We start from the raw sequence: 25,770 nt of genomic DNA on the forward strand, positions 1-25,770 counted from the left end.
AAAGCTTAATTATTGCCCAGCGAAACTGTCTACAAGCTGTCGTCCTGCCATGCCGCTGCCAAACAATAGAGGCAAGGTCTAAAGCAAGAAAACAGTCGCCAGTCCCAGGAAGATAAAAAACCCACCACTGTCGGTCATGGCGGTGATCATCACGCTTGCACCCATGGCTGGATCCCGACCAAAACGCACGAGGGTCATGGGAATAAACACCCCCATAAACGCGGCCAGTAACAGGTTGAGAGTCATGGCTGCTGTCATAACCACGCCCAGCGACCAACTGCCGTAAAGCAGATAGGCCACAACACCGATCACGCCACCCCAGACCACCCCGTTTATAAGCGCTACGATCAGCTCTTTGCGCATCAGGCGCGAGGTATTGCCGGTGCTGACTTGATCCAGCGCCATTGCGCGGACGATCATCGTTATTGTTTGGTTGCCGGAGTTGCCACCAATGCCCGCGACAATGGGCATCAAGGCGGCCAAAGCCACCAACTTCTCGATCGAGCCCTCGAACAGGCCGATGACCCGCGAGGCGACAAAGGCGGTGATCAGATTGATTGCCAACCACGCCCAACGGTTACGCAGTGACTTCCAGACTGACGCGAAGATGTCTTCTTCCTCACGCAGACCTGCCATGTTGAGGACTTCGCTCTCACTCTCCTCACGGATTAGGTCAACCATTTCGTCGATGGTCAGACGGCCGATCAGCTTGCCGTTTTTGTCGACTACGGGTGCAGAAATCAAGTCATAACGCTCAAATGCCTGAGCGGCGTCGTAACCGTCTTCATCCGGGTGAAAACTGACTGTGTCATTGGCCATGACCGCAGCAACTTGTTTGTCGGGGTCATTGACCAGCAGACGCTTGAGCGGCAGAACACCTTTGAGCACACCGTCGTGGTCGACAACGAATAATTTATCAGTGTGGCCGGGCAGCTCCTTGAGCCGACGCAGATAACGCAAGACCACTTCCAGGCTGACGTTCTCCCGGATCGTTACCATCTCGAAGTCCATCAGGGCACCGACCTGATGGTCTTTGTATGACAACGCTGAACGCACTCGCTCACGCTGCTGGACGTCGAGTGCTTCCATCAACTCATGAACGACGTCACGCGGCAATTCAGGGGTAAGGTCAGCGAGCTCGTCGGCGTCCATTTCCTTCGCCGCAGCCAGTAGCTCTTGATCGTCCATATCGGCGATCAATGTTTCACGAACTGAATCTGAAACTTCGAGAAGAACGTCGCCGTCACGCTCGGATTTGACCAACTGCCAAACCGTCAGACGATCTCCCAGCGGCAAGGCTTCAAGGATGTAGGCCACGTCAGCGGAGTGCAGATCATCGAGCTTGCGCTGCAACTCGACAACGTTCTGCCGATGAACAAGATTTTCAACACGATCGTGGTGCTGGCCTTCCTGACGATGAGTCAGATCTTCGACCACACGCTGCCGCTGCAGCAGCTCAACGACTTGAGCGAGGCGGTCCTGCAGGCTGTCTTGCGATTTTTTTACTTCTATTTCGGTCATAGGCGAACTCCACTCCCAGCAGCGGAGCACGCCAGGGAGATCAATCAGTCAATTCATGATTGGTGAAACGTGTTGCCGAGTTACTACTGGGTAAGTCCATGGAGGTATTCCACAAGCCCCGACGGAGCTGACGGGCGTAATGATACACGCATGCCGCCATCGCGCCCTACAAAATCTTGGCAAGAACAAGCGCTTGCGGAACATAGCTAATCAACAGTGCTGTGACGTTACATCCTGCGAAGAAAACACGCGGATTACACATTAACTAAACGCTAAGCTTTAAGACGAGCGTCATGGAGGACCTCAAATGCCTGTCACTGCCCGAACAACCTTGATCGCTACCCTGCTCTGCTTTCCACTTCAAACACTGGCCACAACGGTTCAGCGCTGCGAGGACCCCGAAGGGCGCGTCAGTTTCACCTATCAAGGCTGCCCCAGCGGCCACCGCATGCAATCGCAAAATGCGTACAACGCCACACCCGGTAGCACGGCTTATCTTTTGCCTGACGCTGAATCTTTTCGAGGTCGGCGCGTAGTCCCGGCAGATAGTCAGCGAGCCAATAAAGAATTGGTCGTTGTAGGGCAGCATTACGATGGCTGCGCAAATGTGTTGAGCCGTGAGCAACGGCGGCGCGCGATCATCCAGCAGCAGGCCCGTGTCGGCATGACGATGCGCGACGTGGAAAGCTCATTGGGCAAACCGGATAAAATTGTGAGTCGAAACGGAGAAACCCGCTACACGTATGAGCCCAAAAATGGTCGCAGTAGCCAAGTTGTTTTCGATGAGGAGGGATGCGTAAAAGGTAAACCCTAGACAGCAAAAAGCCCGCATCAGATGCAGGCTTTTTGGTGTTTGGTGCACTCGACAGGATTCGAACCTGTGACCGCTCGGTTCGTAGCCGAGTACTCTATCCAGCTGAGCTACGAGTGCATTTTGTGTTTGATAAACCAGGCCACCGCTGGTTGAAGCAAGTTACTTACATTGCTGTAAACAACCTTTTAGTTGGTGCACTCGACAGGATTCGAACCTGTGACCGCTCGGTTCGTAGCCGAGTACTCTATCCAGCTGAGCTACGAGTGCATTTGTTGCCGCGCATTATAGGCCGTCAAATCATTTGGTCAAGAACTTTTGCTAGTAAAATCAAACACTTACCGCTCAAGCCAGATTACAACGTACTACATAAATAATGGCGGAGAAGGGGGGATTCGAACCCCCGACACCCTTTTGAGGTGTACTCCCTTAGCAGGGGAGCGCCTTCGGCCACTCGGCCACCTCTCCGCAACACGGGGCGTATAATAACCAGCTTTCCCCCGTTTGCAAAGCCTAAATTTCAATAAAAATTAATGACTTGGTTCTTCGTCCTTCTCTTTCTTAATACGCAGGTAAATTTCCTCACGGTGAACCGCAACCTCTTTCGGAGCGTTGACGCCGATTCGTACTTGATTACCTTTAACGCCGAGCACAGTCACAGTGATTTCGCCATCACCAATGATCAGGCTTTCTGCGCACCGACGAGTCAGAATCAGCATACCTTTCTCCTCACGCCCTATATTTAGGACAACAGCTTTCAGGGACAACAGTCTGCAAAACCACAGGCGCGTCTTATCGCGCCTTATCGCAACGCATCACTCGCCTTGACGGGCCGGTGCGTCCAATTCAAAAGCAGTGTGCAGCGAACGTACTGCCAGCTCCAGATACTTCTCCTCGATGACCACTGAAACCTTGATCTCAGAAGTGGAGATCATCTGAATATTGATGCTCTCCTTGGCCAACGATTCGAACATGCGACTGGCAACACCCGCATGGGACCGCATGCCGACGCCTACGATCGACACCTTGGCGATCTTGGTATCGCCAACGACTTCCCGCGCGCTGATTTCACGTGCGGTATTTTCCAATACCACCAAAGCGGCCTGATAGTCGTTGCGGTGCACGGTGAAGGTGAAATCGGTAGTGTTATCGTACGCAACGTTCTGCACGATCATGTCCACTTCGATGTTCGCGGCGCTGATCGGGCCGAGAATCTTGAAAGCCACACCAGGGTTATCTGGTACGCCACGGATGGTCAGCTTGGCTTCGTCGCGGTTGAAGGCGATGCCGGAAATAATCGGCTGTTCCATGGATTCCTCTTCATCAATAGTAATAAGGGTACCCGGACCCTCCTGGAAGCTGTGCAGTACGCGCAGCGGGACGTTGTATTTGCCGGCGAACTCGACCGCGCGGATTTGAAGCACCTTCGAACCGAGGCTGGCCATTTCCAGCATCTCTTCAAAAGTGATCTTGTCCAGGCGTTGAGCTTGCGCCACCACACGCGGGTCGGTGGTGTAGACGCCATCGACGTCGGTATAAATCTGACACTCATCCGCTTTCAGTGCTGCCGCCAGGGCCACACCAGTCGTGTCTGAACCGCCACGACCCAGGGTCGTGATATTGCCGTGCTCGTCGACACCCTGAAAGCCGGCGACGACCACTACCCTGCCCGCTTTCAGATCAGCACGAATCTTTTGATCATCAATCTGCAGAATACGCGCCTTGTTGTGCGCGCTGTCGGTCAGGATGCGCACCTGGTTGCCGGTGTAGGACACCGCAGGCACTCCACGCTTGATCAGCGCCATAGCTAGCAAGGCAATGGTGACCTGCTCGCCCGTGGAGACAATCACATCCAGCTCACGCGGAACCGGTTGATCGCTGATTTGTTTCGCCAGGCCGATCAGACGGTTGGTTTCGCCGCTCATGGCCGACAACACAACCACCAGCTCGGTACCTGCATCGTGGAACTTCTTAACCTTGTCGGCCACTTGTTCGATTCGCTCGACAGAGCCAACCGAAGTGCCCCCAAATTTCTGTACGATCAAAGCCATCTTAAAGCCGCCTCAGCCCATGAAGGGCGCCCAATAAACATTCATACCCCAAGCGCCAAAGCCTGCCGCCATTGGGCAGGCCTGGAGGACGACTAGATACCCTGCTCGACAAAAGGCACGGTCAACGCCAACGCCGCATCCAGCGCTCCGGCGTCCACGCCGCCACCCTGAGCCATATCAGGACGACCACCGCCTTTACCTCCAACGGCGGCAGCCGCTTGCTTCATTAAATCACCAGCCTTGAGTTGGCCAGTCAGGTCCTTGGTTACGCCTGCAACCAGTACGACCTTATCTTCATGGACACTGCCAAGCAGGATCACTGCGCGGCCGAGTTTGTTCTTCAACTGATCAACCAAAGCCAACAGGGCCTTACCGTCCTGACCGTCTAGGCGCACGGCGAGAACTTTGACCCCTTTGACGTCCAGCGCGGCAGAGGACAGATCGTCACCCGCAGCACTCGCCGCCCTGGCTTGTAATTGTCCCAGCTGCTTTTCCAAAAGACGATTGCGCTCAATGACTGCGAGAAGCTTGTCCAGCAGGTTGTCGCGGCTGCCTTTGACCAGAATTGCGGCTTCCTTGAGTTGATCTTCGGCAGCATTGAGGTACGCCAGTGCCGCAGCCCCTGTCACCGCTTCGATGCGTCGAACCCCCGCAGCCACACCACTTTCATTGGTGATTTTCAGCAGCGCGATGTCACCGGTGCGATTAGCGTGAATACCGCCACACAGCTCAACCGAGAAATCACCGCCCATGCTCAGCACACGGACGTTATCGCCGTACTTCTCGCCGAACAGCGCCATGGCGCCTTTCTTCTTCGCGGTCTCGATATCGGTTTCCACGGTTTCTACCGGAGAATTCTTACGCACTTCGCGGTTGACGATTTCTTCCAGCGCTTTCAACTGCTCTGGCTTGATCGCTTCGAAGTGGCTGAAGTCGAAACGCAAGCGCTGACTGTCGACCAACGAACCTTTCTGCGTCACATGCTCGCCCAACACCTGGCGCAATGCCGCGTGCAGCAAGTGTGTCGCCGAGTGGTTCAAGGAGGTGGCATGACGAACGTCGGCATCAACTTCGGTGGTCAGCTCGGCGCCTGCTTTTAGGCTGCCGGAAGCAAGTACACCGTGGTGCAGGAACGCACCGCCGGTTTTAGTAGTGTCGCGTACGTCAAAGCGCACATTGGCCGCTTCGAGGTAACCGCAATCGCCAATCTGCCCGCCGGACTCAGCATAGAAAGGGGTCTGATCGAGGATCACTACACCCTCTTCGCCCTCGCTCAGCTGATCAACCGCATGGCCGTCCTTATACAGGGCCACCACTTTGGCTCTGCCTCGGGTAGCGCCATATCCCAAAAATTCGGTCGGTATGTCAACTTTGACCAGACTGTTGTAATCCATGCCGAACGCACTGGCCGAACGAGCGCGCACGCGTTGAGCGTCCATTTCGCGCTCAAAGCCTACTTCGTCGAGGGTCAAGTTGCGTTCCCGGGCAATATCACCAGTCAGGTCCATCGGAAAACCGTAGGTGTCATACAGTTTGAACACGACGTCGCCGGGCACCACCGTACCCTTCAACTCAGCCAGATCCAGTTCCAGAATCTTCAGGCCTTGCTCCAGGGTTTTGGCGAACTGCTCTTCTTCAGCTTTCAGCACCCGTTCGATGTGCGACTGGTTCTGGGTCAGCTCCGGGAAGGCACCGCCCATTTCCGCCACCAGTGCGGCGACGATTTGATAGAAGAAACTGCCAGCGGCGCCGAGCTTATTGCCATGACGACACGCGCGACGAATGATTCGACGCAACACGTAACCGCGCCCTTCGTTCGAAGGCAGTACACCATCAGCAATCAGGAAGCCGCATGAACGAATGTGGTCAGCCACGACTTTAAGCGACGGCTGCGCGTCGTTTGTGCAACCGACAGCCTTGGCCGATGCCGCCAGCAGACTCTGAAACAGGTCGATTTCATAGTTGGAATGCACATGCTGCAGAACGGCGCTAATACGTTCCAGACCCATGCCGGTGTCCACCGACGGCGCTGGCAATGGATGCAGCACGCCATCCGCAGTGCGATTGAACTGCATGAACACGTTGTTCCAGATTTCGATGTAACGGTCGCCGTCTTCTTCCGGCGAACCCGGTGGGCCGCCCCAGATGTCGGCACCATGGTCGTAGAAAATCTCTGTGCAGGGACCGCACGGGCCGGTATCGCCCATGGTCCAGAAGTTATCGGACGCGTACGGCGCGCCTTTGTTGTCGCCGATACGGACCATACGCTCGGCCGGCACGCCGATTTCCTTGGTCCAGATATCGTAGGCTTCGTCATCGCTGGCGTAGACCGTCACCCACAGTTTGTCTTTGGGCAAGCCCAACACCGACGTCAGAAAGGTCCAGGCGAAGGTGATCGCGTCGCGCTTGAAATAGTCGCCGAAGCTGAAGTTACCCAGCATCTCGAAAAAAGTGTGGTGACGCGCGGTATAACCGACGTTCTCCAAATCGTTATGCTTGCCACCAGCGCGCACGCATTTTTGGCTGCTGACGGCGCGAGTGTAGGCGCGTTTTTCTTGCCCCAGAAAGCAGTCTTTGAACTGGTTCATGCCTGCGTTAGTGAACAGCAGGGTGGGGTCGTTGCCCGGAATCAACGAGCTGGAAGCTACACGGGTGTGACCTTTCTCTTCGAAGAAGCGAAGGAAGGCTTCACGGATTTCTGCGCTTTTCATAAGTTCTTCCACGGAGACTGCTGCCAAAGGCAAGTGCAAAACGGCCAAAAGAGGGTGCGACTTGCAAAGGGCCGCATTATATAGGCGTTGGACGCTCGATACAGCGTGTTTGTACATTGTCAGCCGGCAAATGGACTGTCGGCGTGTTTAGCGGCGAGTAAAGTCTGCAAATGCCGCGACCACCCGATCAATCTGTGCGGGCGAAACGTTGAGGTGCGTCACCATTCGCAAACGGGGTGCCGCACTAAGCTTGATCTCCCGCTCGGCAAAAAAGTGTTTAAGCGCTTCAGCCCTCTCATCCATCTGCACGTACACCATGTTGGTCTGGACGGGCTCAACTGAAAAGCCCAGATTGCGCAAGCCTTTGGCCAAGGCCGTAGCGTTTGCATGATCGTCTGCCAGCCGCTCGACCTGATGTTCCAGCGCATACAGCCCAGCCGCCGCGAGCCCACCGGCCTGACGCATACCGCCACCGACCATTTTGCGCAGACGTCGAGCCTTGGCGATCAGTTCGGCGGTACCGAGCAGCACCGAGCCAATCGGCGCGCCCAAACCCTTGGACAGACAAACCGAAACCGAATCGAAATGACGGGTAATGTCCCGGGCATCAATACCCAACTTGACTGCCGCGTTATATAACCGCGCGCCGTCCAGGTGCAGCGCTAACCCTTGTTCATCGCATAGCTTGCGCGCAGCGGCAAGGTACGACAGCGGCAACACCTTGCCCTGCATGGTGTTTTCCAGCGCGAGCAAGCGGGTTCGGGCGAAGTGAAAGTCATCGGGTTTGATCGCAGCCAGGACCTGTTTCAGGTCTAGAGATCCGTCACCTTGTACGTCCAGCGGTTGTGGCTGGATCGAACCGAGCACCGCGGCGCCACCCCCCTCGTATTTATAGGTGTGCGCTTGCTGGCCCACAATGTATTCCTCGCCACGTCCACAGTGAGCCATCAAACCAAGCAAATTGCTCATGGTGCCGCTGGGAACAAATAAACCTGCTGCAAAACCCAAGCGCTCAGCGAGGTAAGCTTCAAGGCGGTTGACCGTCGGATCTTCGCCGTACACATCATCGCCCAGTGCTGCGCTGGACATAGCCTCAAGCATCCCGGCAGTGGGCTGGGTCACGGTGTCGCTGCGCAGATCAATAACCGTCACGATGAAGCTCCTGAAAGAGTTAAGACGTTGATGTTAAGTCCAAGGATGAATTGGAGATAGGTCATTACTGAGGTCTCGGGGGGGCATATTCAAGAACTGCACTGAATGAACCGATGGTTGATATAAGAAATGCGAGGGTCGATAGACGAAAGTGTCCGAGCACAACCGGGAAATCTGTGATAAAAACTCACCGCCGACAGAAAATGCTGTTGGCAACGTTCTCAGGGCGGGGCGCAATTCCCCACCGGCGGTAATGGCGCGCAATGCGTCTAGCCCGCGAGCGCTTGTGGTGCATGGAGCTTCGGACTGTGCACTGACAAGGTCAGCAGACCCGGTTTGATTCCGGGGCCGACGGTCATAGTCCGGATGAAGAGAGAACGGGATTGGTATCACCGGGTCGTATTAAGCGCACCGTCGTGACCTTTTTTTGTTGCGGCCGTGATCTTGACGTCCGTGGCATCCCATTCGATCAAAATGCCCTGTTTTTTTCATAAACAGGAGTCAGAACTGATGCAACCCACAGCAATTGATAGCAAAAGCAAAAGCCATCCCAACGAACGCATTGCGTTCATTCAGGCTTGCTGGCACAAGGATATTGTCGATCAAAGCCGTAAAGGTTTTATTGCAGAGATCGCCAACCATGGCTACGCCGAGACCGATATTGATTTCTTCGAAGTCGGCGGCGCGTTTGAAATCCCCCTGCACGCCAAGTTATTGGCCAAAAGTGGCCGCTATACTGGCATCGTGGCAGCCGGGCTAGTGGTCGATGGTGGTTTATATCGCCATGAGTTCGTCGCTCAATCGGTTATCAGCGCGTTGATGCAAGTGCAGCTAGAGACGGAGGTTCCGGTTTTTTCCGTAGTGCTCACCCCACACAACTTCCACGCAGGCGACGAACACCAGCAGTTTTTCTTCAATCACTTCGTGCAAAAAGGCGCAGAAGCGGCTGAAACCTGTGCAGATACCCTAAACAAAATTCGCAGCCTGCGCCGCAACGAATTACCGCAGCGCGTCGCGGTTTAATTGGCGACGCTTCTTCGCGAATAAATTGGCTCCCACAGAAATTCATAACCCCTGAACTGCGCCCCAAATGTTGGACACCCATCCAACTACCGGGGTGTTTTTCATGGGTAAATATTCAACGCAGTTCAAGCGGTCCGCCATCAATGCTTTCCTTGAGCGCGGTCAAGGTTTTCGTCACATAGCCGCTCAATTTCAGATGGACCCTACGTTGCTCCGTCGTTGGGTGGCGGCCTACGAGCTGCACGGGGAAGCCAGCCTGCAGGGGCGTATGAAGGAACATGGTCCCGAGTTCAAACTGTCCGTTGTCCAGCACATGGAGCGTGAGAAGTTGTCATTTCGGCAAACGGCTGCGATTTTCAATCTGGGCAATTCAACGCAGATAGGCAGATGGCAGCAGCAATATTACAGTGGCGGCATCGAAGCCCTGACGTCAGGGAAAAAAGGCCCACGTAACGTTATGCCAAAGCCCCCCGCCAAGCCCCGCAAACCGGCAGTGCTCACCGACGAAGAGCGCGCCCACAAAGAGTTGCTCGACGAACTTCAGTACCTGCGCATGGAGAACGCCTACCTAAAAAAGTTAAAGGTGTTAGGCGAGGAGGCGATGAGGCGGGACAAAGAAGCGAAGAAAAAGCCTGGGTAGTCACTGAGCTGAGGAGCGATTTTCCAATCGACGCCCTGCTCAAGCTGGTCGGCTTGGCACGCAGTACTTACTACTATCAGGTCAAGGTACTGGCTGCCGGGGATAAATTTGCTCCGCTGAAAGCCTCTATTCAGACTATCCAGGACCAGCATAAGGGCCGCTATGGCTATCGCCGGATGACCGCCACGCTGCTCAAGGGCGGGTGGATAGTGAACAGCAAAACGGTACGCAGGCTGATGGCCGAACTAAACCTCAAGTGCACGGTGCGAGCCAAGAAGTATAAATCGTACAAAGGCCCTGAGGGGCAGGTAGCACCTAACACGTTGGCTCGGCAATTCGAGGCCGACCAGCCGAATGAGAAATGGGTGACCGACGTTACCGAGTTCAAGGTAGCCGGTGAAAAGCTCTACCTGTCGCCGATACTGGACTTGTACAACGGAGAGATCGTGGCGTACCAGACAGACACCAGCCCTCGCTACGCCTTGGTGGGCAACATGCTGGAAAAGGCGTTGAAGCGCTTGCCAGAGGGCGCCAAACCGATGGTGCACTCGGATCAGGGCTGGCAGTACCGCTACCACATCTACCGAAATCGTCTGGAAGAAATGAGCTTGGAACAGAGTATGTCGCGCAAGGGTAACTGCCATGACAATGCCACGATGGAGAGCTTTTTCGGCACACTGAAATCAGAGTTTTTCTACCGGGAGCGCTTCGACAGCGTTGCTCAGTTAGAGGCTGGACTGGATGAATACATCCATTACTACAACCACGAACGTATCAAAATGAAGCTCAACGGCTTGAGTCCAGTGGCATACAGAACTCAGGCCGCGTAGCTTATTCAATCACTGTCCAACATTTGGGGCGCAGTTCACCCTGTGGGAGCCCACTTATTCGCGAAAGCGATTTATCAGGCCAACTGATCTGCCGTTGCCGGCACAATCAAAATCCCCGCCCGCAAGCCGTTCTTGACCATGGGATTAGGGAAGATGATTCGTGCACCCTGCTCTTCAACCACCCAGTGGCTGTCGGCCAGGTCATGGGCTAATACAAAACCCTGCTCCAACTCCGAAAAATTCTCGACGTCCGCAGGCAAATTAAGCTGAAACGCATCGCTGTGCTTGATGATTTCCCGCGCAACACTAAAGAGCTGCAACCCCGTCAACGAGACATCTTCGAGCGCTGGCTCTGTGCCTTCGATCAGCTCTGTCAGGCATATTTTCAGCGACGTCAGATTGACCTGCTGGTTATGCCCAAACGGCCGAGCCTTGCCGAGTTCCAACGTGAAGGACTCAGCATCCAATTTCTCGTAGGTGTAAGCACTGAACACGATGGACGATTTGTTTTGCAGCAATACGGCCTGCATACCGGCAGCCTGTAAGCGCGCCAATTCACGGCGTGAATGCTGGCGGCCTTCTTTCCAGGGGTAGAGCGCGAATTGTTCGATCTTCGAACCGCGAATCGCCGTGTGCAGGTCGTAATGCAGACGATATCGGTTCGGCAGACTGAAAAAGCTGGCGGCCAGACGCTCCAGCTCAAACGCGCGAAGCGCCTCGACGCCGCTGACTTGTTGATGTCGACCGTTAAATAGCCTGTTTACATCCTGCTCAATGTAGCGTTCACCCCGCCGCATGGCTTCAGGGTTACCGAACAGAAACAGAATACGCGCCCGAGGCTTCATATCACCGCGAGCAATTTCCCGAAGCAATTGATCCAGCAGCTCAATGGGCGCAGTTTCATTGCCATGAATACCGGCAGACAGCAGCAAATCCATGCCGTTGTCCGACGCGTCGGGCGGACGAACTTCAAGCGCCCCCTCACTGAGCCAACGCATGCGCACGCCATCGACCGTCAGTTGAGTTTTTTCCGCTGGTTCGCGACCGGCCAGCGTCAGTTCCAGCAGCTTGCCGAGAGCGAGCATAGTCGTGCACCTAATTGAGCAACGTCAAAGACGATTGTTTCAGTCGTGATTGCAGTCAGCACCGTGAACGTGTTCTTCGCCGTCGCCGACGTCTGCCGGCTCCATTTCCAATTGCAGGCTCACCAAATTAGTTGCCAGCGGACGCAGCAAGAGATTGGCGTATTCCGCATCGCCTTCTTCAACGTCCACGCCGATCAATAACTGACCACGGCCATCGTGCTGAATCCACAGCTCCTTGCCCTGCCACAGAACCGCAACGCGGGTACACGTAGTTTCCAGCTGGGTGCCGTCAGTGTCTTCCAAGATTAACTGTAGGGTGTCGCTCATGATTCAAGTGCTCTTTAAAAGAATTGAAAGTCAATTGAGTTGAAAAGGATAGACCGAACCCAGTTTAAGCAGCTGAGTCAATTCATCCAGTGCAGTACGGCACTCGACTAATAATGTTGGATCAGCAAGGTCGCTTTCGCTCATGCGGTCGCGGTAATGCTTTTCGACCCAGTGGGTCAAGGTGTCGTAAAGCGGCGCGGTCATGATAACGCCTTGATTCACAGCTGCCAGTTCGGTTTCGTTCAGGGCGACGCGTAAACGTAAGCATGCCGGACCGCCACCGTTCTGCATGCTTTGCTTAAGGTCGAAGACCTTCACTTCAGCTACCGGGCCTTCATCGGCCAGCAGGCGCTGCAAATATTGCCAGACACGCTCGTTGCTGCGGCACTCTTCGGGAACGATGAGCAACATCGATCCATCGGCACGCGACAGCAACTGACTGTTAAACAGGTAAGACCTCACGGCATCTTCTACCGCGACTTCAGCCCGTGGCACACAGATCGCCTGAAAACGGCCGCCGCGACGGCTAAGTTTATCGTGCAGCTCAGCCAGCATGTGCTCGGTATTGAGGAACGCGTCCTGGTGATAGAACAACACTTGGCCGTTACCCACGGCAATCACGTCGTTATGAAACACACCCTGATCGATCATCGCGGGATTTTGCTGAGCAAAAACGACACCTTCCTCGCTCAAGCCATGCAAACGCACCACTGCCTGCGAAGCTTCAAGGGTTTGTCGCGCCGGGTATTTTTGCGGCACAGGATAACGAGTATCGAACGCACTGCGCCCGAACACGAAAAACTCGACGCCGGGTTGTCCGTAATCGTGGCAAAAACGCGTATGGTTTGCCGCGCCTTCATCGCCGAACTGCGCCACGGCAGGTAGCGCCGCGTGGTGCGCAAAGTGCTGCACATTAGCGAACATTGAGCCCAGTACTCGACTCGTTGTCGGATGCTCGATGCTGCGGTGATATTTGCAATTAAGATTAGCGGCGGTGAAATGCACACGACCATCGGCGGTGTCGGCACTTGGACTGACCGTTGCAGCATTGGCTACCCACATGCTCGATGCCGAGCAGCTGGCGACTAGCAAAGGCATGGCGTTTTTAGCCGCTTTTTCGATCACTTGGGCGTCATCGCCGGTAAATCCCAGGGCGCGCAACCCGGCCAGGTCCGGACGTTCTTGAGGTGCTAGAACGCCTTGGGCATAACCCATTTCCATCAGCGCTTTCATCTTTGCCAAGCCCTGCAGCGCCGCTTCTTTGGGATTGGAAGACTGCTGGCAGTTACTTTGCGACGCGACATTGCCGTAGGACAAGCCGCCGTAGTTATGGGTCGGGCCCACTAAACCGTCAAAATTGACTTCATAGGATTTCATCGGCAAGGCTCCGTGAATTTGTTTTTATGGCGACGCCCCCCTGTGGAAGCAGGCTTGCCCACTCCACAGTTATGTTGCGCATTACGAGAGCTTAATGCCCGGCGTCAATGTCCCGGGCAAACTGATCCGCGACGCTTCCAGTGATGCCACCGGATAGGAGCAATAATCGGCGGCGTAGTAGGCGCTGGCGCGGTGATTGCCCGAGGCGCCAATCCCGCCAAACGGAGCGCTGCTAGCGGCGCCGGTCAATTGCTTGTTCCAATTGACAATGCCTGCCCGACTTTCCAGCCAAAACTGCTGATAACGCGCTTCGGAGTCGGACAACAAACCGGCGGCCAGGCCAAATTCAGTGTTGTTGGCTTCGGCGATGGCCGCCGCAAAATCAGCGTAGCGGATCACTTGTAACAGCGGCCCGAACAGCTCCTCATCCACACGGTCAGTTACGTCACTGACGTCGAGTATCCCCGGCGTGAGCAATGCGGCATTCGCCTGCGGCTGAGTCATTTCCAACAACGCCACCGCCCCATTGGCCAAAAGTAACTCTTGGGCATCAAGCAACGCTCGCGCCGCACCCAATGAAATGACCGAACCCATGAACGGCGCCGGTTGCTTATCGAACTCACCGACCTCGATAGTCGCGGTCACTGCCACCAACCGCGCAAGCAATGCATCGCCCCACGCACCTTCGGGTACCAGCAATCGACGGGCGCAGGTACAGCGTTGCCCGGCAGAGATGAAGGCAGACTGAATTATCGTGTACACGGCTGCTTCAATGTCTTCGACGTGATCAACGATCAGCGGGTTGTTGCCACCCATTTCCAGCGCGAGGATCTTGTCTGGGTGCCCGGAAAATTGTTGGTGCAACACATTACCGGTGCGACTGGAACCGGTGAAAAACAAGCCGTCGATACCAGGGTTCGCCGCCAACGCTACACCGGTTTCCCGAGCGCCTTGCAGCAAGTTCAGTACCCCCTCGGGCAAACCGGCTTCGATCCAGCACTTGACTGTCAGTTCGGCAACTTTTGGCGTTAGTTCGCTGGGTTTGAATAGCACCGTGTTGCCCGCCAATAACGCGGGCACGATATGGCCATTGGGCAGGTGCCCAGGAAAATTGTACGGGCCAAATACGGCGACCACGCCATGGGGCTTGTGCCGCAGCACGGCGGTGGCGTCGCCCAGCGGACCGCTCTTCTCACCAGTTCGCTCGCGATAGCTCTGCACCGAAATCGCGATCTTGTTGATCATGCTGGTGACTTCGGTGGCCGATTCCCACAGCGGTTTACCGGTCTCTTCACCAATGCAGCGAGACAAGGCGTCGGCATGGGTTTTCAGGCTCGCGGCAAACGCTTCCAGTATCACGATGCGTTCCTCCAGCGAGCGCTTGGCCCAAGCCGGGAAAGCGTGCCGCGCGGCCTTGATCGCAGTATCAACTTGCTCAGTGCTGGCGCCTTGCCCAGACCAAACAACTGCCTGAGTGACCGGGTTCAACGACTCGAAAGATTCACCGTGCCCGGCGTGCCAGGCACCCGCGATATACAGCGTGCTCATCACACAACCTCCCTTGCAGCGGACAACGGTACTGCTCGCACTTGATCGCCCGCACTCAGTTGCAAGCGTTTTGCGGTCATAGGGTCCACCACCAGCGTGCCTGCAGCGAACCGCGCCGGGGCGGCAGTGATGCGGCAGTCTTCACGTTTGCGGTTATGAATCAGAAACGGCGTCGCATCCTCCCCCGGCGTACCGATGGCCAGGACCAATGCCTGGCTGTCGTGTACGGCCCGAATCTTCGCGGTTTCGCACTCCACAGCAGGCCCGGCGTCGAATATGTCGACATAACCCTGATAGCTGAAGCCCTCGCTCTTGAGCATCGCCAACGCCGGTTCGGTGTCGGTGTGTACGCGGCCAATGATGTTGCGTGCGTCTTCGGAGAGGAAGCAGGTGTAAAGCGGAAACTTAGGCATCAGTTCGGCGATGAACGCTTTGTTGCCCACGCCTGTCAGGTAGTCGGCCTGGCTGAATTCCATCTTGAAGAAGTGCCGTCCCAAGCTTTCCCAGAAAGGTGAACGCCCGGCCTCGTTGGACATACCACGCATCTCGGCAATGATCTTGTTGCCGAACAATTTAGGGAATTCAGCAATGAACAGCAGCCGCGCTTTAGCCAACAGTCGACCGTTAACACCGGTGCGGCTGTCGCTACGCAAAAACAACGAGCACAGCTCGGAATTTCCGGTCAGGTCGTTGGCAAGGAAGAGCGTAGGAATTTCGCGGTAGATATTCAACTCTTGAGACGCACTGACTGTCAGACCTACTCGATAGTTGTACCAGGGTTCACGCAGGCCGACGGCGCCCGCGATCGCAGAAATACCTACCACGTGGCCATCATCGTCCTCCATAACAAACAGGTAGTCGGCGTCGGCGCGCTCGGCTTCGCCACGGAAGGTTTTCTCGGCCCAATTGATTCGGTGCGCCAAGCGCTGTTCATTGGCGGGCAGCGTGGTCAAGCCGGGGCCAGTGGTGTGCGCCAACTCGATCAACTTTGGTAAGTCACTGCTGCGTACGGGACGAACGATCATGCTTTCTCCTCAACCGGACTCCCTTGGAAGCCCGCGATTCTCGCTAAACCTGCAAACCAGACACCAACGGCGCGCCTGTTACACCGCCACAATACGCACGCTGGCGCCTTCACCCACGCCCAGTGCTTCGGCGGCTTCCAGACTCAGGTTGACCGGTTTGCCCGGTGCCCAATCGAGCTCCAACAGCACCGCGCGATAGTCCTGCAACTGTCCGTTAGCAACCAGATAAAGGCGTCCGCCTTTGCTCGTGTCACCGGTTTTAACCGTGTCCAATTTCACCGGGACCAAACGGCTCTGAGCAATCGAACGGATGCCCGACACTCGCGCGTGCAAGGTCGGGCCACCATCGAAAATATCAATATAATGGTCGGTCTCGAAACCTTCGCGCATCAGGATGTCGAAAGTGATCTGCGCTCGCGGATGCACTTGGCCCATAGCCTCCTGCGCAGCGTCGGGCAGCAACGGAACGTAAATCGGGTAATGCGGCATCAATTCGGCGAGAAAGGTCCGGCTTTTCAAACCACATAGACGCTCAGCCTCGGCGTAGTTCAGATCGAAAAAGTTACGTCCAATAGCGTCCCAGAAAGGGGAATCGCCGTGCTCATCGCTGTAACCGACGATTTCGGTCACCACCGAATCGGCAAAGCGCTCCGGATGGCTGGCAACGAACAACAGGCGCCCGCGAGAATTGAGCTCAGACCAATGAGTGCCGACCAGTTCCGGGATCACATAGAAACTGGCGAGCAGGCTGTTGCCTGTCAAGTCGTGACATTGCGACAGCACGTGAATTTTGTTGTGGATCTTAAGTTCGCGAGAAGCGTGAACAAACGTTTCGTTACGAAAGCTATAAAAGGGTTCCGAATAGCCTGCCGACGCAACGATCCCTGAGCACCCCACAAGACGCCCGGAGTCATTGTCTTCGAGCACAAAAAAATAGCTTTCCTCTCCGTTGAAACTGACTTCAGCCGCGAACGACGCTTCCGAAGCGGCGATCTTGTCGGTCAAACGGTCGGCATCGTCCGGTAGGGAAGTGACACCAATCGGGCTGTCTGCGGCTAGACGTTGTACCTCGCCTAGATCAGCCATTTGCGCGGGGCGCATCACCAGCATGGTGTCACTCCTTACCAAAAATACAGGTCGGCGTCGCCGACACAGAAAAAAACCGGCGTTGGCAAAATGACCAACTCCGAGGGGCGTCTCTAAAAATCAATCAGCAACTCATCACGAGTGTGTCAGCTTGGCGATAGCGCGTTCAAAACGGCTTAGACCTTCATCAATATCAACTTCAGTTATCACCAGGCTTGGCGCGAAACGGATTACATCCGGACCCGCTTGCAGGACCATTACGCCTTCTTTTTCGGCAGCGTTAAAGATGTCTTTGGCTTTGCCTTTCCAGGCATCACTGAGCACACACCCAATCAATAAACCCAAGCCGCGCACTTGAGTGAAGACGCCGTATTGCTTGCCGATCTGTTCCAGACGCGCCTGGAAAAGAGCGCGTTTGGCTTTGACGCCCGCCAGTATTTGCGGAGTGTTAACGATATCGATCACCGCTTCTGCCACGGCGCAGGCCAGCGGGTTGCCGCCATACGTTGTGCCGTGGGTGCCGACAGTCAGGTGATTGGCCAACATTTCTGTGGTCAACATCGCTGCAATCGGAAAACCACCGCCCAAGCTCTTGGCGCTGGTGAGGATGTCGGGGACCACGCCGTAGTGCATATAGGCAAACAGCTCGCCTGAACGGCCCATGCCGGTCTGCACTTCGTCGAATATCAACAGCGCTTTGTGTGCATCGCACAGATCGCGCGCGCCTTGCAGATAAGCCAACTCACCCGGAATAACGCCGCTTTCACCTTGTACCGGTTCCAGCACCACGGCGCAGGTTTTGTCGGAAATGGCGGCTTTCAGCGCATTCAGGTCATTGAACGGTACGTGAGTGATACCGACGATTTTCGGACCGAAGCCATCGGAATACTTGGACTGGCCGCCGACGTTCACGGTGAACAAGGTACGGCCATGGAAGCTGTTGAGCGCGGCGATAATTTCGTATTTTTCCGGGCCATACAGGTCGTGAGAAACCCGACGCGCCAGCTTGAAAGCGGCTTCGTTGGCCTCAGCGCCCGAGTTACAGAAAAACGCACGTTCGGCAAAAGTGGCGTCGACCAACTTCTTCGCTAACCGCAGGGCCGGTTCGTTGGTGAAGACGTTAGAAACGTGCCACAAGGTATTGGCTTGCTCTGTCAGTGCACTGACCAATGCCGGATGGGCGTGGCCAAGCACGTTTACCGCGATGCCGCCGGCGAAATCGACCAGCTCGCGACCCGATTGATCCCAGACGCGGGAACCCGCACCGCGCACAGGGATAAAACCCGCAGGCGAATAATTGGGGACCATTACCTGGTCAAAATCGGTGCGTTGCACCTGAGCATGCTCAACGGACATCGGAGTCTCCTGAAGAGGTACGTCTGCCTGAAACTGGCAAACGATGGGAGGATTGTAAGGACTGATGTAGGTCCGACCTTGCCGCCAAGCGACAACTTGTTACAGCGCCAAACCGTGTTTATCAGCGGCTTTCGGCAATGCGACATATAGCGTCGGAAAAAGGTAGTTTAAACGTATTCATGGATGGTCTGACAGGCAGCCTTCACGCAGATAATAGGGGTATCACCCTCGCTCAGACGGCACCGACGACAATTCAAATGGGCTGCTACTGCGGCGTTGGTTGCGATCTTCGCGGGGCGTGGCGCCGAAGAAATTACGGTAAGCGCTGGAGAAATGCGGCCCGGAGGAAAAGCCGCAAGACAAACCGATCTGGATAATCGATTTACTGGTCTGCATCAGCATCTGCCGCGCCTTGTTCAAGCGCAGCTCCAAGTAGTACTGGCTCGGTACGCGGTTTAGGTACTGCTTGAAAATCCGCTCCAATTGTCGACGCGACACGCAAACGTGCTGGGCGATTTCGTCGGTGGTCAGCGGCTCTTCGATATTGGCTTCCATCAGCAACACGGCTTGAGTCAGCTTCGGATGGCTGGAGCCCAAACGGTTTTGCAACGGAATACGTTGGCGTTCGCCACCTTCCCGAATACGTTCCACCACCAATTCTTCCGACACTGCACCAGCCAGTTCTGCGCCGTGATCACGTGCCAGTAACGCTAACAAAAGATCCAATACCGACAAGCCACCACACGCGGTCAACCTGTCACGGTCCCAATCGAACAGATGGCTAGTGGCAATCACTTTTGGAAAGCGCTCGGCGAAATCGTCCTGCCAACGCCAATGCACCGCCGCCCGGTAACCGTCGAGCAAACCCAGCTGAGCCAGCGGATAGACTCCGGCAGACAAGCCGCCGATCACACAACCGGAACGCACCAGTTGTTTGAGCGACGCGCTCAATGCAGAAGTCATCGATGCTGGCGGCTCATCCGCCAGCAGAAACAGTTTTTGGCAACCTTCCAGACGCCCAGTCCAAGGCTCACCTGGCAATTGCCAAGCACCTTCCACAGGCGGTTCGGCCTGTAAAAAAAGTAATTCGTAAACGACTTCTGGATGAACGCGCTGTGCAACACGCAAGGCTTCCTCAGCCAGTGCCAGGGTTAAGGCTTTGGTGCTGGGCCAAATAAGGAAACCAATTCGATGGGCAGTCATAGCGTGCAGTCCGAAACGTATGGCGGTTGTGGGTCGAGCATCAGTACGCTCGATCTCTATCGGGTGGAGCCAAGTAGTGCGGTGACGCGGAGCATGACGTGTTCTGGAGTGAAAGGCATCGTCAAAAACGTGTCGATTATTTCAAACTACCAGACAGGAACTGCTGAAGACGCTCCGACGCAGGTTTGCTTAGCACCTCGCGAGGGTCGCCGCGCTCTTCGACCAAGCCCTTGTGCAAGAAAATCAGCTGGTTTGACACTTCGCGGGCAAATCCCATTTCGTGAGTAACCACCACCATGGTTCGCCCTTCTTGTGCCAGCGCTTGCATCACCTTCAGCACATCCCCGACCAGCTCAGGGTCAAGCGCCGAGGTCGGCTCATCAAACAGCATGACCTCAGGCTCCATCGCCAACGCCCGAGCAATCGCCACGCGCTGCTGCTCGCCACCGGACATATGCCCCGGATACGCGTGCTTACGGTGTGAAACACCGACTTTGGCCAAGTAATGCTCGGCCTTTTCCACGGCGTCTCGTTTCGACAGGCCCAGCACATGAATCGGCGCTTCGATAATGTTTTCCAAGGCGGTCATATGCGACCACAAATTGAAGTGCTGGAACACCATCGACAACCGCGAACGCATGCGTTGCAGTTGTTTCGGGTCAGCCGCTTTCAAGCCGCCCTCCTTGTTCGCCACCAGTTTCAGCTCTTCGTTGTTCAGGACGATTTTGCCGGCATGGGGCTGTTCGAGCAGGTTGATGCAACGCAAAAACGTGCTTTTACCCGAACCGCTGGAACCGATGATACTGATCACATCGCCAGCCTTGGCCGTCAGGGTCACGCCCTTTAGCACTTCATGACTGCCATAGCGTTTGTGCAAGTCGTGGACTTCAAGCTTGTTCATTGTTGGATTCTCAAAAAACGGTTCGCGATGGTCGTCATGGTCACGCCTTGCGCGGGGCGAGGTAGCCCAGCCAGTGACGCTCGGCCAACTTGAACAACCGCACCAAAATGAAGGTCAGGCACAAGTAGAACGCGCCAGCGGTGATGTACGCCTCGAACGGTAAATAGAACTGGGCATTGACCGTACGCGCTGCGCCAGTGATGTCGATCAGGGTCACGATGGACGCCAGGCTGGTGGTTTGCAGCATCATGATGACTTCGTTGCTGTACTGCGGCAGCGCCCGACGCAATGCCGAAGGCAGCAAGATTCGCCGGTACATTTTAGAGCGAGACATGCCCATGGCCCTGGCCGCTTCTATTTCCCCCGCTGGGGTTGACTTAAGGCTGCCCGCAATGATTTCAGCGGTATAGGCGCTGGTATTGATTGCGAATGCCAGGCACGCACAAAACGTCGCGCTGGACAACAAGGGCCAGAGAAAGCTGTCGCGCACGGCCTGAAACTGAGCCAGGCCGTAATAAACCAAAAACAGCTGCACCAGCATCGGCGTACCGCGAATCACATAGGTGTACAGCCACGCCGGAACGTTGACCCATGGGTTTTTCGATACCCGCATCAACCCCAGTGGCAATGCCGCCAGCAGGCCGAACGCCAGGGAAATCCCCAGTAACTTGAGGGTAATCAGCAAACCACCCACGTACAGCGGCAAGCTCTCCCAGACGACGTTGTAATCGAAGATCATAGGTCAGCCGCCTTAATGCCCACTGAATAGCGTTTTTCTAGGTGGCGCAGCACCAGCAACGACACGCTAGTGATCACCAGGTACATCCCGGCCACCGCAAGATAGAAGGTAAACGGTTGGCGAGTTGCATCTGCGGCCTGCTTGGCTTTGAACATCATGTCCTGCAGACCGACCACTGAAATAAGGGCCGTGGCCTTGGTCAAGACCAACCAGTTATTAGTGAACCCAGGGATTGCCAGACGAATCATCTGCGGCACCATAATCCTGAAAAACACCTTGAAGCTACTCATCCCATAGGCCATGCCGGCCTCGGCCTGGCCCTTGGGGATCGCCATGAACGCGCCGCGAAAGGTTTCTGACAGATAGGCGCCGAAGATAAAACCCAAGGTGCCAACGCCGGCCGCGAGGGGGTTCAAATCGATGTAATCGTCGAAACCCAGCAGCGGTGCGACCCGGTTTAGCAAGTCTTGGCCGCCGTAGAAAATCAGCAGGATCAGCACCAGGTCGGGAATTCCGCGAATCACGGTGGAGTACAGATCACCCAGGCTGGCAAGCCAACGTACCGGCGATAACCGCAACGACACCCCAATCAATCCGAGAACGATCGCCAAAGCCATGGACGCCAAGGCAAGTTGCAGCGTGAGCCATGCGCCATCGAGGATGACAGCCCCGTAGCCGTTCAACATGATTCAGGTCCTCCAAGCTCGAAGATGAACAATGGCGCAGGCCGGCAATTCAGCCACCTACGCCATTGCAATGGGTTACGCGAAGGGATTACTCGCCGTAGATATCGAAGTTGAAGTACTTGTCTTGAATCTGCTTGTATTTGCCGTTGGCGCGAATAGCGACGATGGCCGCGTTGATTTTGTCCAGATCAGCCTTGTCACCCTTGCGCACGGCGATACCAATGCCATCACCGAAATATTTTGCATCGGTGAAAGCCGGACCGGCGAAGGCATAACCCTTGCCTGCATCGGTATTGAGGAAGCCGTCTTGCAGCAGAGTGGCGTCAGCCAGGGTGCCATCGAGACGACCGGAAGCAACGTCCAGGTAAATTTCGTTCTGTGAGCCGTAGGGCACAATTTCAGCGCCCAACGGCTTCAAGACTTCCTGAGCGAAACGGTCGTGAATCGAACCGCGCTGCACGCCGATCTTCTTGCCTTTGAGTTCGATCAGATCCGCGCTGACCACGGCGCCGTCTTTCATCACCAGACGTGCTGGCGTGTTGTAGTACTTATTACTGAAATCCACCGATTTCTTGCGGTCCTCAGTGATAGACATCGAGGACAGGATGGCGTCGATTTTGCGCACTTTCAGCGCCGGAATCAGGCCGTCGAACTCTTGCTCTACCCACGTGCACTTGACCTTCATTTCCTCACACAGCGCATTGCCAATGTCGTAATCAAAACCCACGATGCTGCCGTCCGGAGCCTTGGACGCAAACGGTGGATACGCCGCTTCGATGCCAATTTTCATCGGCTTTTCATCAGCAAACGCCGGCTGCACCAACACGGACAGCGCCAAAGCGCCGAGAAGCATGAGTTTTTTCATTATTAGGGCTCCATCGGCGTGAACCGACTTAAGACAGGGGTGAGCCAGCGGCTCAATGGGCAAAGGAAATGAGGACAGCGACGCCTTGGGCGATTGAGGGGCATTTTAGCGGGAGGTCCGAAGTCGATATTTCTTCAATGCGACAACTAATTACAGATGCACTGAAAAACCACCCTGAAATATTGACAGCTCAGAAAATTCGTGAAAAGCAAAAAAACAGTTAACCTTCTGACACAGCAAAGAGCGCGCCGTTTAGTCAGCCAAGGCTCTAATTCAAGGGTTATAACGTTTATATAGGGTTTTACCTGTAGGAAGATACTGCTTAGGGAGAGAGAAACGCTCCCTGTGACCCCGAAGAAATACTCGGCGGTTACACATTCGGTTACCCGCAAACATCCGGGTAACAATCGATAAATATCCTGTGGACGTACTTGCTGCACAACCGTCCAGCGTCCAAGACTGGGCGACCTCTACGAGAAAAAACGCCCCGCTCAGTAGTCACCGGGCAGGGCGTTTTTTATATGCCTGGAATCAGGCGTTCATGGTCTTGTGCGTGTCGATCAGGTGTTGCACCACGCCTGGGTCCGCCAGGGTGGAAATATCACCCAGGGAATCGTATTCGCCGGTGGCAATTTTGCGCAGAATTCGGCGCATGATTTTGCCCGAGCGAGTTTTCGGCAAGCCCGGTGCCCACTGGATAAAATCTGGCGAAGCAATCGGACCGATTTCCTTACGCACCCAGTTCCTCAATTCCAGACGCAGCGCATCACTAGGCTCTTCGCCACCGTTGAGCGTGACGTATACGTAAATGCCCTGCCCTTTGAGGTCGTGCGGCACGCCAACAACTGCGGCTTCGGCCACTTTAGGGTGAGCAACCATGGCGCTTTCGATTTCGGCGGTGCCCATGCGGTGCCCGGAAACGTTAAGTACGTCATCCACACGCCCAGTGATCCAGTAATAGCCATCCTCGTCGCGGCGTGCGCCGTCGCCCGTGAAGTACATGCCACGGAAGGTTTTGAAATAAGTGTCGACGAAGCGGTCATGGTCGCCGAACAAGGTACGGGCCTGGCCTGGCCAAGAATCAAGAATCACCAGATTGCCTTCGGCCGCACCGTCAATCAGATTGCCTAGATTATCGACAAGCGCCGGCACTACGCCGAAGAACGGTCGCGTCGCGGAACCTGGCTTAAGGGCAGTTGCGCCTGGCAGTGGGCTGATCAAAACACCACCCGTTTCGGTTTGCCACCAGGTATCGACAATCGGGCAGCGCTCTTTGCCGACAGTTTTGTAATACCAGTTCCAGGCTTCCGGATTGATCGGTTCACCCACCGAACCCAACAGGCGCAGGCTTGAACCGTCCGCACCTTCCACTGCTTTGGAGCCCTCGGCCATCATGGCGCGAATGGCGGTCGGTGCGGTGTACAGGATATTAACCTTGTGCTTGTCGATGATTTTCGACACGCGGGTAATGTCCGGGTAGTTCGGCACACCTTCAAACAGCAACGTGGTCGCGCCGTTGGCCAAAGGGCCATAAACAATATAGCTGTGACCCGTGACCCAACCCACGTCAGCGGTGCACCAGTAAACTTCACCCGGACGGTAATCGAATACCCGCTCGTGGGTCATCGCTGCGTACACCAGGTACCCGCCCGTGGTGTGCTGCACGCCTTTCGGCTTACCGGTAGAGCCCGAGGTGTAGAGAATAAACAGTGCTTCTTCAGCACCCATTTCTTTCGGCGCGCAATGGCTCGACGCAACCTTCATCAGGTCTTCGTACCAGATGTCACGGTGTTGGTGCCATGCGATATCACCGCCGGTGCGCTTGCACACGATGATCTTCTGAACGCTGGCGGTTTCCGGGTTGGTCAACGCCAGATCGACGTTGCTTTTCAGCGCTGTGCGCTTGCCACCACGCAGACCTTCGTCAGCGGTGATCACGATTTTCGATTTGCAGTCGATGATGCGGCCGGCCAATGCCTCCGGGGAGAAGCCGCCGAAGACTACCGAGTGAATAGCGCCGATGCGGGTACACGCCAACATGGCGACTACAGCTTCAGGAATCATCGGCATATAGATAGTCACAACGTCGCCGCGATGCACATCTTGGCCACGCAGGGCATTGGCGAACTTACAGACTTCTTCATGCAGCTGGCGGTAGGTGATGTTGCGGTGTTCCGAAGGATCGTCGCCTTCCCAGATGATTGCGATCTGATCGCCGCGCTCAGCCAAATGACGGTCAAGGCAGTTGTAGGAAACGTTCAGGGTGCCGTCAGCGAACCATTTGATATCGACATGGTGATCGTCGAAAGAGGTTTGCTTGACTACGGTGAAGGGCTTGATCCAATCAAGACGTTGAGCTTGCTCGCGCCAGAAACCATCGGGATTGACCACCGATTGCTGGTACATGGCCTTGTAGGTCGCCTCGTCGGTCAGCGTTGTCGCTAAAACCTCAGGGCGAACAGGATATAGGGAAGCCGCACTCATCTTTGGTACCTCGGTGGACAGTTGTTTTTATATGGGTCCAGTTGTATCGCGTTCGACCCCAGATAAGCCATTCGACGATGGTCTTACCGGGGCAGCGCTACACATTATCTTACGCGCTCAGTCGGTCCATGACAGCGCGGCCGCCGCCCGCGCCGGCGGCCACAACGGGACCAATAATCAACCGATATTATCGTTTTCGGCGATTGTTGCAGATTTGATCAATAGCTTTATCAGAACCCCTCGTATATGAAGTGGCATAACCCGCATAGAATCAATCTCGCCAACCGGCAACTGATTAACATGTAACGCCCCCACAAAGGCTTGTTAATCCACTTGTACACTTCGTGAC

General features: G+C 55.5%; 21 protein-coding genes, 3 tRNA genes and 1 riboswitch. Of the genes, 3 read left to right on the plus strand and 21 right to left on the minus strand.

The genetic code is table 11. The features are described from left to right. Positions 1 to 78: 78 nt before the first annotated feature. Complete coding sequence (mgtE, locus tag RGW60_RS11150) at positions 79 to 1,521, minus strand: magnesium transporter (RefSeq protein WP_322204664.1); 1,443 nt, start codon at positions 1,519 to 1,521, stop codon at positions 79 to 81. 307 nt (positions 1,522 to 1,828) lie between these two features. On the opposite strand from mgtE, the gene RGW60_RS11155 reads away from it, so the two are divergent. Further along, entirely contained in the window at positions 1,829 to 2,335 is a 507-nt protein-coding gene (locus RGW60_RS11155) for a cell envelope protein SmpA (RefSeq protein ID WP_322204666.1), read from the plus strand. A 40-nt stretch (positions 2,336 to 2,375) separates the two neighbouring features. On the opposite strand, the gene RGW60_RS11160 is transcribed toward RGW60_RS11155, so the two are convergent. From RGW60_RS11160 to ltaE, 7 genes are all read right to left on the minus strand, one after another. Continuing rightward, positions 2,376 to 2,452, minus strand: a tRNA-Arg gene (locus RGW60_RS11160). Between the two features lie 73 nt (positions 2,453 to 2,525). Then, a tRNA-Arg gene (locus RGW60_RS11165) sits at positions 2,526 to 2,602 on the minus strand. Positions 2,603 to 2,709: 107 nt separating this feature from the next. After that, a tRNA-Ser gene (locus RGW60_RS11170) sits at positions 2,710 to 2,800 on the minus strand. A gap of 62 nt (positions 2,801 to 2,862) precedes the next feature. Next, positions 2,863 to 3,051, minus strand: coding sequence for a carbon storage regulator CsrA (csrA, locus tag RGW60_RS11175; protein ID WP_002554426.1), 189 nt, complete (start codon positions 3,049 to 3,051; stop codon positions 2,863 to 2,865). 96 nt (positions 3,052 to 3,147) lie between these two features. Next, complete coding sequence (locus tag RGW60_RS11180; RefSeq protein WP_322204668.1) at positions 3,148 to 4,383, minus strand: aspartate kinase; 1,236 nt, start codon at positions 4,381 to 4,383, stop codon at positions 3,148 to 3,150. Between the two features lie 92 nt (positions 4,384 to 4,475). Further along, a complete protein-coding gene (gene alaS / locus RGW60_RS11185; protein ID WP_322204670.1) occupies positions 4,476 to 7,094 on the minus strand; it encodes an alanine--tRNA ligase in 2,619 nt (872 codons plus the stop codon). Positions 7,095 to 7,241: 147 nt separating this feature from the next. Continuing rightward, the gene (ltaE, locus tag RGW60_RS11190) at positions 7,242 to 8,246 is read right to left on the minus strand and encodes a low-specificity L-threonine aldolase (protein WP_322204671.1); all 1,005 of its coding nucleotides are present in this window, start codon (positions 8,244 to 8,246) and stop codon (positions 7,242 to 7,244) included. Positions 8,247 to 8,459: 213 nt separating this feature from the next. Further along, positions 8,460 to 8,629, plus strand: a riboswitch (FMN riboswitch). Positions 8,630 to 8,756: 127 nt separating this feature from the next. On the opposite strand from ltaE, the gene RGW60_RS11195 reads away from it, so the two are divergent. Next, positions 8,757 to 9,269 carry a 6,7-dimethyl-8-ribityllumazine synthase gene (locus tag RGW60_RS11195; RefSeq protein WP_322204673.1) on the plus strand — a complete coding sequence of 171 codons (513 nt, stop codon included), beginning with the start codon at positions 8,757 to 8,759 and terminating at the stop codon, positions 9,267 to 9,269. A gap of 103 nt (positions 9,270 to 9,372) precedes the next feature. Beyond that, a protein-coding gene (locus RGW60_RS11200; RefSeq protein ID WP_416194835.1) for an IS3 family transposase occupies positions 9,373 to 10,739 on the plus strand; the annotation gives its coding sequence in 2 pieces (ribosomal slippage) (positions 9,373 to 9,849 and positions 9,852 to 10,739; 1,365 coding nt in all). A 74-nt stretch (positions 10,740 to 10,813) separates the two neighbouring features. Here the strand turns inward: RGW60_RS11200 and astE are convergent. From astE to acs, 13 genes are all read right to left on the minus strand, one after another. Next, on the minus strand, positions 10,814 to 11,824 hold the full coding sequence (gene astE, locus RGW60_RS11205; protein ID WP_322204674.1) for a succinylglutamate desuccinylase: 1,011 nt from the start codon (positions 11,822 to 11,824) through the stop codon (positions 10,814 to 10,816). A gap of 39 nt (positions 11,825 to 11,863) precedes the next feature. Beyond that, on the minus strand, positions 11,864 to 12,151 hold the full coding sequence (locus tag RGW60_RS11210) for a topoisomerase II (RefSeq protein ID WP_322204675.1): 288 nt from the start codon (positions 12,149 to 12,151) through the stop codon (positions 11,864 to 11,866). Between the two features lie 30 nt (positions 12,152 to 12,181). Then, a complete protein-coding gene (gene astB / locus RGW60_RS11215; RefSeq protein ID WP_322204676.1) occupies positions 12,182 to 13,528 on the minus strand; it encodes an N-succinylarginine dihydrolase in 1,347 nt (448 codons plus the stop codon). Between the two features lie 81 nt (positions 13,529 to 13,609). Continuing rightward, positions 13,610 to 15,079, minus strand: coding sequence for a succinylglutamate-semialdehyde dehydrogenase (gene astD / locus RGW60_RS11220; RefSeq protein WP_322204677.1), 1,470 nt, complete (start codon positions 15,077 to 15,079; stop codon positions 13,610 to 13,612). After that, a complete protein-coding gene (gene astA, locus RGW60_RS11225) occupies positions 15,076 to 16,101 on the minus strand; it encodes an arginine N-succinyltransferase (RefSeq protein WP_322204678.1) in 1,026 nt (341 codons plus the stop codon). The genes astD and astA overlap by 4 nt, the downstream gene beginning before the upstream one ends. 78 nt (positions 16,102 to 16,179) lie before the next feature. After that, positions 16,180 to 17,211 carry an arginine/ornithine succinyltransferase subunit alpha gene (aruF, locus tag RGW60_RS11230; protein WP_322204679.1) on the minus strand — a complete coding sequence of 344 codons (1,032 nt, stop codon included), beginning with the start codon at positions 17,209 to 17,211 and terminating at the stop codon, positions 16,180 to 16,182. A gap of 111 nt (positions 17,212 to 17,322) precedes the next feature. Next, positions 17,323 to 18,543 carry an aspartate aminotransferase family protein gene (locus tag RGW60_RS11235; RefSeq protein WP_322204680.1) on the minus strand — a complete coding sequence of 407 codons (1,221 nt, stop codon included), beginning with the start codon at positions 18,541 to 18,543 and terminating at the stop codon, positions 17,323 to 17,325. A gap of 222 nt (positions 18,544 to 18,765) precedes the next feature. Next, positions 18,766 to 19,746 (minus strand): transcriptional regulator ArgR, encoded by a 981-nt coding sequence (gene argR / locus RGW60_RS11240; RefSeq protein WP_322204681.1) that lies wholly within the window; start codon positions 19,744 to 19,746, stop codon positions 18,766 to 18,768. 136 nt (positions 19,747 to 19,882) lie between these two features. Beyond that, a complete protein-coding gene (locus tag RGW60_RS11245; protein WP_322204682.1) occupies positions 19,883 to 20,647 on the minus strand; it encodes an ABC transporter ATP-binding protein in 765 nt (254 codons plus the stop codon). Positions 20,648 to 20,687: 40 nt separating this feature from the next. Next, the gene (locus RGW60_RS11250) at positions 20,688 to 21,386 is read right to left on the minus strand and encodes an ABC transporter permease (RefSeq protein WP_322204683.1); all 699 of its coding nucleotides are present in this window, start codon (positions 21,384 to 21,386) and stop codon (positions 20,688 to 20,690) included. Next, positions 21,383 to 22,072 carry an ABC transporter permease gene (locus RGW60_RS11255; RefSeq protein ID WP_322204684.1) on the minus strand — a complete coding sequence of 230 codons (690 nt, stop codon included), beginning with the start codon at positions 22,070 to 22,072 and terminating at the stop codon, positions 21,383 to 21,385. The genes RGW60_RS11250 and RGW60_RS11255 overlap by 4 nt, the downstream gene beginning before the upstream one ends. Before the next feature lie 88 nt (positions 22,073 to 22,160). Continuing rightward, the gene (locus tag RGW60_RS11260) at positions 22,161 to 22,937 is read right to left on the minus strand and encodes an ABC transporter substrate-binding protein (protein ID WP_322204685.1); all 777 of its coding nucleotides are present in this window, start codon (positions 22,935 to 22,937) and stop codon (positions 22,161 to 22,163) included. Between the two features lie 531 nt (positions 22,938 to 23,468). Further along, positions 23,469 to 25,421, minus strand: coding sequence for an acetate--CoA ligase (acs, locus tag RGW60_RS11265; RefSeq protein WP_322204686.1), 1,953 nt, complete (start codon positions 25,419 to 25,421; stop codon positions 23,469 to 23,471). Between the last annotated feature and the right edge of the window lie 349 nt (positions 25,422 to 25,770).

Source organism: Pseudomonas sp. AB6, from assembly GCF_034314105.1.
Taxonomy (GTDB): domain Bacteria; phylum Pseudomonadota; class Gammaproteobacteria; order Pseudomonadales; family Pseudomonadaceae; genus Aquipseudomonas.